At 72.6% G+C, this 6823-nt stretch carries 9 protein-coding genes; 5 read left to right on the plus strand and 4 right to left on the minus strand.

The features are described from left to right. Positions 1-20: 20 nt before the first annotated feature. Complete coding sequence (locus ACFWFR_RS02115) at positions 21-602, plus strand: DinB family protein (protein ID WP_377620854.1); 582 nt, start codon at positions 21-23, stop codon at positions 600-602. On the opposite strand, the gene ACFWFR_RS02120 is transcribed toward ACFWFR_RS02115, so the two are convergent. Beyond that, positions 490-1584, minus strand: a complete 1095-nt coding sequence (locus tag ACFWFR_RS02120; protein ID WP_377620857.1) for a DMT family transporter — start codon at positions 1582-1584, stop codon at positions 490-492. The genes ACFWFR_RS02115 and ACFWFR_RS02120 overlap by 113 nt on opposite strands. Positions 1585-1617: 33 nt before the next feature. Here ACFWFR_RS02120 and ACFWFR_RS02125 point away from each other — a divergent pair, with 33 nt between their 5' ends. Further along, entirely contained in the window at positions 1618-2232 is a 615-nt protein-coding gene (locus ACFWFR_RS02125; RefSeq protein WP_377620858.1) for a TetR/AcrR family transcriptional regulator, read from the plus strand. 72 nt (positions 2233-2304) lie between these two features. Here ACFWFR_RS02125 and ACFWFR_RS02130 read toward each other — a convergent pair whose 3' ends face one another. Beyond that, positions 2305-2895, minus strand: coding sequence for a DUF1349 domain-containing protein (locus ACFWFR_RS02130; protein WP_318244603.1), 591 nt, complete (start codon positions 2893-2895; stop codon positions 2305-2307). Positions 2896-3134: 239 nt separating this feature from the next. Here ACFWFR_RS02130 and ACFWFR_RS02135 point away from each other — a divergent pair, with 239 nt between their 5' ends. After that, positions 3135-3893 carry a carboxymuconolactone decarboxylase family protein gene (locus ACFWFR_RS02135; RefSeq protein WP_377620861.1) on the plus strand — a complete coding sequence of 253 codons (759 nt, stop codon included), beginning with the start codon at positions 3135-3137 and terminating at the stop codon, positions 3891-3893. 21 nt (positions 3894-3914) lie between these two features. On the opposite strand, the gene ACFWFR_RS02140 is transcribed toward ACFWFR_RS02135, so the two are convergent. Then, on the minus strand, positions 3915-4307 hold the full coding sequence (locus ACFWFR_RS02140) for a DUF2255 family protein (protein ID WP_377620863.1): 393 nt from the start codon (positions 4305-4307) through the stop codon (positions 3915-3917). A gap of 284 nt (positions 4308-4591) precedes the next feature. Between ACFWFR_RS02140 and ACFWFR_RS02145 the strand changes: the two genes are divergently transcribed. Further along, positions 4592-5251 carry a DinB family protein gene (locus ACFWFR_RS02145; protein ID WP_377620864.1) on the plus strand — a complete coding sequence of 220 codons (660 nt, stop codon included), beginning with the start codon at positions 4592-4594 and terminating at the stop codon, positions 5249-5251. Between the two features lie 27 nt (positions 5252-5278). Here ACFWFR_RS02145 and ACFWFR_RS02150 read toward each other — a convergent pair whose 3' ends face one another. Continuing rightward, a complete protein-coding gene (locus ACFWFR_RS02150) occupies positions 5279-6130 on the minus strand; it encodes a DUF4184 family protein (protein WP_377620866.1) in 852 nt (283 codons plus the stop codon). 324 nt (positions 6131-6454) lie between these two features. Between ACFWFR_RS02150 and ACFWFR_RS02155 the strand changes: the two genes are divergently transcribed. Continuing rightward, the gene (locus ACFWFR_RS02155; protein ID WP_191805100.1) at positions 6455-6661 is read left to right on the plus strand and encodes a hypothetical protein; all 207 of its coding nucleotides are present in this window, start codon (positions 6455-6457) and stop codon (positions 6659-6661) included. The last annotated feature ends 162 nt before the right edge of the window (positions 6662-6823 follow it).

Below are 6823 nucleotides of genomic sequence, written 5' to 3' on the forward strand. Positions count from 1 at the left end.
GCACCCACCTGGAGGAGCTCATGGACGAGGCGACGCACGACCGGGAGCTGATCGAGCCGCCCGTCGCGGGGGACGAGGTCGCGACGCTCCTCGGCTCGCTCGAGCGTCAGCGGGCGACGTTCGCGTGGAAGGTCGGCGGGCTCGACGCCGAGGACCTCGGGGTCAGGGTCGCGGCCTCTGCGATCACGCTCGGCGGTCTTCTCAAGCATCTCGCGTTCGCCGAGGAGCTCTGGTTCTCGACCATGCTCCACGGCAGGGCGCCGGGCGAGCCCTGGGACACGGTCGACTGGGACCTGTCCCCGGAGTGGCCCTGGACCTCTGCGGCGCACGACAGCCCGCAGTATCTGTACGAGCTGTGGCGCACGGCGGTCGTCCGGGCGCGTGCGGCGGTCGACGAGGCGCTGGCCGACGGCGGGCTGGACCGTCGGCTCGTCTGGCAGCCAGGGGACGACGGCGAGAGGTCGAGCCTGCGCCGTGTCCTGGTCGACCTCATCGAGGAGTACGCCCGGCACGTCGGGCACGCCGACCTGATCCGCGAGTCGATCGACGGCCTGGTCGGGGAGGATCCCCCCGGGGCGCCCGAGCTGTACCCGCCGCGGTGAGCGCGACGGGTCGCCCCGGCGCCTTCGCCTCGCAGCCGCCTGGTTCATCCGGGCGCGTCGCCCGCGCCCGCGGCCCGGTGTCCGCCGCCGCGGAGGTCTCGTAGGCCAACACGACGGCCACGCCGGCTCCGCAGAGCGCGAACCCGACGAGGGTGACGACCGTGAGGTTCTCGCCGAGGAGCACCGCACCCCCGGCGGCCGTCGCCGGTGCGATCAGGAAGAGGAGCGCGTTGAGCGCCGTGACGCCCACCCGGCGCAGCAGCCACCAGTAGAGACCGTAGGCGGCCAGCGTGGGGAACGCGGCCGCGAAGCCGGCCGCGAGCCAGAACGTCGCCGACGCGGGCGGCGCGAGCGTCCCCGTCGCCGCAGCGACCACGACGAGCGCTGCAGCCGTCACGACGACGTGCACGGTCAGCGTCGTGAGCACTCCGGCCTGCGCGACCGACCGACGCTGGAGGAAGGTGGCGACGATCAGGCACGACATGGCGAGAAGGGGCAGGAGGTACGCCGACGGGTGTGCCGAGGCACCCTCGAGCTGCGACCGCACGACCAGCAGCACCCCCAGGGCGCCGACGGCCAGCCCCGCCCACTGTGCTCCACGCACCTGGAGGCCCAGCAGCGGGCCCACGAGCACCGCGACCACGAGCGGCTGCACGGCGTCGATCAGGGCGACGGTGCCCGTCGCGATGCCGGCCGCTATCGCGGCGTAGACGAAGACGCAGTAGCCGAACTGGGCGAACAGACCGATGACGGCCTGGCGTCGGAGCACCGCCGCGCCGGCGCTGCGGGCGACGCCGCGGGCGAGGGCCAGGACGAGCAGCACGGCCGCCAGGGGGACGAACCGCCAGACGAGCAACGTGAGCGGTGAGACCTCGACGACGGCGAGGGCCGGGACGAGGAACCCCGAGCTCCAGGTCGCCACGAAGGCGACCGCTGCCAGGAGCGTCACCCCGCGATGCAGTAGACCGATCTGTTTACTCATGCGGCGACTATACAGATTGGTATAGTCGACGTCATGCCGGTCCCCGAGCTCACCCCCCTGACGCCAGGCGCCCGCCGCGTTCTCGACGCCGCGTCGCGCCTGTTCTACGAACGCGGCATCCACTCGGTCGGGGTCGACACGATCGCCGAGTCCGCAGGGGTGACCAAGAAGACGCTGTACGACCGGTTCGGTTCCAAGGAAGCGCTCGTCGTCGCGTACCTCCAGCACAGGGACGCCAGGTGGCGGGACCACGTCGAGGCCCACCTGGCACGGGTGCCCGCACCGGGCGTCGAGCGCGTGCTGACGGTCTTCGACGCGGCCATCTCCTGGTCCGACGCGAACAGTCCCAAGGGTTGCAGCGCCATCAACGCGCGGGCCGAGGTCGGGGACGGGCACGACGGGCACCCGGTGTTCGGCGAGGTGTCGCGCCAGAAGGCATGGCTGCTGGAGCTGTTCGACGAGCTGTGCCGGCAGGCCGGGATGCAGGACGCCTCGTCGCTGGCGAGGGCGATGATGCTGCTCTACGAGGGTGCGATCGTCACGGTCGGGATGGAGACCTTCACGCATCCGTTCGAGAGGGCACGCGCCGTCGCGCGTGTCCTGCTCGAGTCCCAGCCACCTCTGCGGGAGCTCGCCTCCACGACGTAGCCCCCGTCCGGCGGGCAGGTCCGCGACAGGCTCTCCGGGCCCGCGCGTCGTCGGTGGGTGCTCCCTGCGCGGTCAGCTCCCGTCGCGCAGGTCGCTCGGCGCGGCGTCGTCCAGGACGATCCGGTCGAAGACCGCGGTGCACGCCTCGCCCATGGGCGCCTGCGCGAGGAACCCGATGCTGACGGGCAGGTCGGTGTAGAGGCGGAAGAGGCGGACGAACTCCCAGGCCTCTCCGTCGCGCGAGGCGTGGAAGGCCCACCCGGGCCCGGTGCGGACGATCCGCAGGTGGACCGACTCGTCGTCGACGTCCCACGAGTTGCAGTCGTCGGTGTACTCGTTCGTGACGGTCGAGACGACCATGGCCCGCCCCTGGGGCGACTGCTCGAAGCAGAGCTTGGCCCAGTGCGCCTCGTCGGCCCACAGGACCAGGGCGCCCGCGTCGAACGTCGTGCGCTCCGACGGCACCCGGACCCGCGCGGACAGCGCCAGCTCGGCGGGGGCGTCGAACACCAGGGCCGGGGCCGCGTGCTGGGGCGGCGCACCCAGGGCGTCGTCGGTCCAGTCGGTGCCGGCCGGGGCCGTCAGGGTCACGGCGTCACCGTCGACCTGACCTGCGCCTTCGTGGGACAACCAGTGCAGCGGGGGGAGGGAGATCTTCGTCACGCGCACACCCTACCCAGGCCGCACCGCCGCGAACCCACGACAGGCGACCTGGGGCGCGACGCCGTCGGGCGAGCGGGCCCTTCCCGGCCGAGACCCCGGGAGGAGCCCTACCGGTACCCGGACCACCCGGGCCTCCCGGGTGCGGCCCGGCCCGGAGCATCGTGGACTGGAGACGGCGCCCACCGGGGCGCCGCGCCGGGCAGCGTCCCGGACCCGCACGCACGACGAGGAGAACACCCATGGCTCCCAGCGACGCCGCCCGTGCCCAGCGCGACGAGCTCTTCCCAGGACGGGTCTCGACGCTCGCGTTCACCGACCCCGAGCTCGTCGAGCACTTCGAGGACCTCGCGTTCGACGAGGTCCTGCGCGACAGCCGCCTCGCACCGAGGACCCGGCTCATGGTCCAGCTCGCGGCGCTGGTCGCGTGCCAGGGGGCCGCGGAGTACCGGGCCATGCTCGGCGCGGCGCTCGCGGTCGGCGTCACGCCCGTCGAGGTCAAGGAGATCGTCTACCAGTGCGTGCCGTACGTGGGCATGGCCAAGGTCCTCGACGCCCTGCACGTCACGAACGAGGTCCTGGTCGAGCACGGCGTCGAGCTCCCGCTGCCGGGCCAGTCGACGACGACCCCGCACGACCGGGCCACCATGGGGCTGGCCGTCCAGCGGGAGATCGTGGGTGCCGACGTCGTCGAGTCGCTCTACACGAACGCGCCCGCGGACCAGGTGCACGTCCAGCGCCTGCTGTCCGCGAACTGCTTCGGCGACCACTACACGCGCACGGGGCTCGACCTGCCCACGCGCGAGCTCCTCACGTTCGCGATGCTCGTCGCGCTCGGTGGCTGCGACCCGCAGGTGCGCGGGCACGTGGCCGCGAACGGCAACGTCGGCAACGGACGGGAGGTCCTCGTGGACGTGGTGACCCAGCTCGTGCCGTACATCGGCTACCCGCGCGCGCTCAACGGGCTCAGAGCGGTCGACGACGTCGCACCCGCGGGGTGAGGGGCCCGCCCGGACGCGGCGCTAGGACGAGAGCGGCTCGAGACGGAAGGTCGCGGCGGCCCCTGCGGTCCCGGTCACGGTGCCGACGATCTCCGGACCGTGCCGGTCGTACTTGGCGTGGTAGGCCGCGTCGACGGCCGGGTGCACGGTGCCCGGAGGTTCGACGAACGCCACGTCCTTCTCGACCCGTCCGGCGCGGACGCGGCCTCGCGGGTCGACGAGGGCACGGCGGAACCACCCGTTCTCACGGCCGTAGGCCGAGCGCACGTAGATCTCGTCGCCCACGCGCACGACCCAGATCGTCACGTACGGCCGCAGCGTCCCGTCGGGCCGCCTCGAGGAGACCTGCAGCTCCTCGGCCCGGCCGATCCTGTCCAGCTCGTCGGTGGTCCAGGCCGTCGTCGGTCCTGTCATGGTGGTCGCTCCTCGCGTCGGTCGGTGTCGGCTCGCATCGAGGCCTGGGCCGGAGCCCGGACGGTCCGCACGTCTCGAACATACGGCCGGACCGGCTCGCGTGGGAGGTCGTGCCGGTACCGGTACCCGAGCGGCACAGGGGCGTGCGCCGACCCGTCCGGCCGTGCACGCACCGCGCCGACCGGGGCTCCATGCTCGACCGTCTCCGGTGGGGAACCCGGTCGTCCCGGAGACGGACGGGCCCCGGTCTTGCCACCCCTCGACCGCGGCAGCAGACTCGACCGATGGAGAGCACCCAGACCGCGGCGGCGTCCGAGCCGTCCGACGCCGTGAACGCGCCCGACCACAAGGCGACCCTGCAGCGGTACCTCCAGGCAGCGCGCGACGCGCTCCTCTGGAAGCTCGACGGCCTCGACGAACGGGCTGCCCGATGGCCGTCGACCCCGACGGGGACGAACCTGCTCGGCCTCGTCAGGCACGCCGCCGGGGTGGAGATCGACTACTTCGGTCGCACGTTCGGGCGGGCGTGGCCCACGCCGGAGGAGGTCGCGTGGGCCGCCGAGGACGCCGAGGACAACGCCGACATGTGGGCGACCGCCGAGGATTCCACCGACTCGGTCGTGGACCTCTACCGGAGGGTCTGGACGTTCGCGGACGAGACGATCGCGGCGCTCGACCTCGACGCGCTCGGCCGCGTCCTGTGGTGGCCTGCCGAGATCGCCGACGTCACGTTGTTCCAGGTCATGGTGCACGTCACGAGCGACCTGACCCGTCACGCGGGACACGCCGACATCCTGCGCGAGCTCACCGACGGGAGCGCGGGGCTCAGGGCGGACGGCGACAACCTCCCGCCGCTGTCGGACCAGGAATGGTCTGCCTACGTCCAGCGGTTGCGCGGGGTCGCGGAGGAGGCGCAGCGCCGCGCGGACGTGCGTCCCACCTGACCGGAGCGCCCGGTGGAGCCGACGACGTCACGCACGTGACGCCGTCGGGCCCCCTCGGTCCGAGGGTGGGACGGGAGCGCCCGTGGACACGGGCCGCCCGGCCTCCCGACGGGAGGTAGCGGTCCGCACGGTTGCCCACACGACCAGCCCCAGGCCCGCTCCGAGCACCGGGTAGGTCGCGGCGAGACGGGCGAGCGAGAAGACGGTCACCGCCTGGTCGGTCGCGAGCAGGCGCACGACCGCTCCGAGCACCCCCACCACGGCGCCGGCCGCCACGGCCAGGACCGCGGAGCGCAGGTGCTGCCGCGCCGCGACGGGCCGAGCGGTCCGCCACCAGCGCACGACGAGGGCCGCGAGGGCGACGAACCCGAGGAACGAGCTCCCGTGCTGGAGGTACTTGTACGCCGCGACCCCGGCGACCGGGGTCCGCAGGACGTCCCAGGTCTGGACAGTGGTCCCGCGCAGGTGCGTGAAGTCGTCCCAGAGGACGTGGGTGAGCGTCCCCGCCACGGCGAACCCGGCGACGGCGGCCGCGATCGCGAGGGGGCGCGCGGTCCGGGTCGACACGTCGGGGGAGAGGGGTGTCCGGCGAGGCAGTGCGGCGAGGTAGGGCCCGCGGACCACGAGGACCCACAGGGCCGTGAAGGCCACGGTGAGGGCGAGGTCGACGGTCACGACGCCCAGCAGACGGTGCGTGGGGTGGGCCAGCTCGTCGGTACCGGGCCACAGCACGTCGAGGAACAGGGGAGCGTCCGGGACCATCGCGCCGATCGTGAACGCCGGCAGCGCCCAGAGGAGGAGGGCGGGGGAGAACGCGCGACGCGCCCGCCTGCCGGCGAGGGGGAGGGCGACGAGGGCGTGGACGGGGGTGTAGGGCACGGGCGACATGATGCCCGCTCGGCGGGCCGGGGCGCGCGGGGCGACGCCAGGGAGCGGAGCACTCGGGATGCACTCGGAATCGTACATCTCACACTTTGCGGACATCGCCGTCTCCTTGTTCAAAATAGTGTGCCAAGCGCGTACCTCACTCGACACGACCTCACCGGGCGGCTCACCACCCGGCCCGGAGGAGGAGGGGGGTCGTCGTGGGTGATCTCGAGCTCGCCCGGCGTGTCTTCGCCAGGAAGGATCCGCAGGGCGGCGGTAGTTTGCCGAGTGGTGAGGCACGAGCCTCACCGCACGACGTGACGCGAGGAGCCGAACATGGGTATCGACGAGGCGAAGGACAAGGCTGCGGCCGCTGCCGGCGAGGCCAAGGAGGGTCTGGGGGGTCTGCTCGACAAGGCCAAGGAGTTCCTGACCGACGACAAGATCGACGACGTCGCGGAGAAGATCAAGGGAATCGCGCCCGACTCGGTCGACGGCCACGTCGACGCCCTGGCCGAGAAGGCCAAGAAGGCCAACGACTGACCGGTCGAGATACGCACTCCACCGGCCGAGGTCGGTAACATCGAGGGGCGCCCCCGGCTGGCGGCGCCCGTTAGAAATGCCAGTTTTTGTGGTAGGAGCGCGCCCAGTGTCAGACCTCGTATCGTCACCATTTTACAAAACACTCGACGGAGAACGGACCAC

It is taken from the genome of Oerskovia sp. NPDC060287 (assembly GCF_042726775.1).
Lineage (GTDB): Bacteria > Actinomycetota > Actinomycetes > Actinomycetales > Cellulomonadaceae > Oerskovia > Oerskovia merdavium.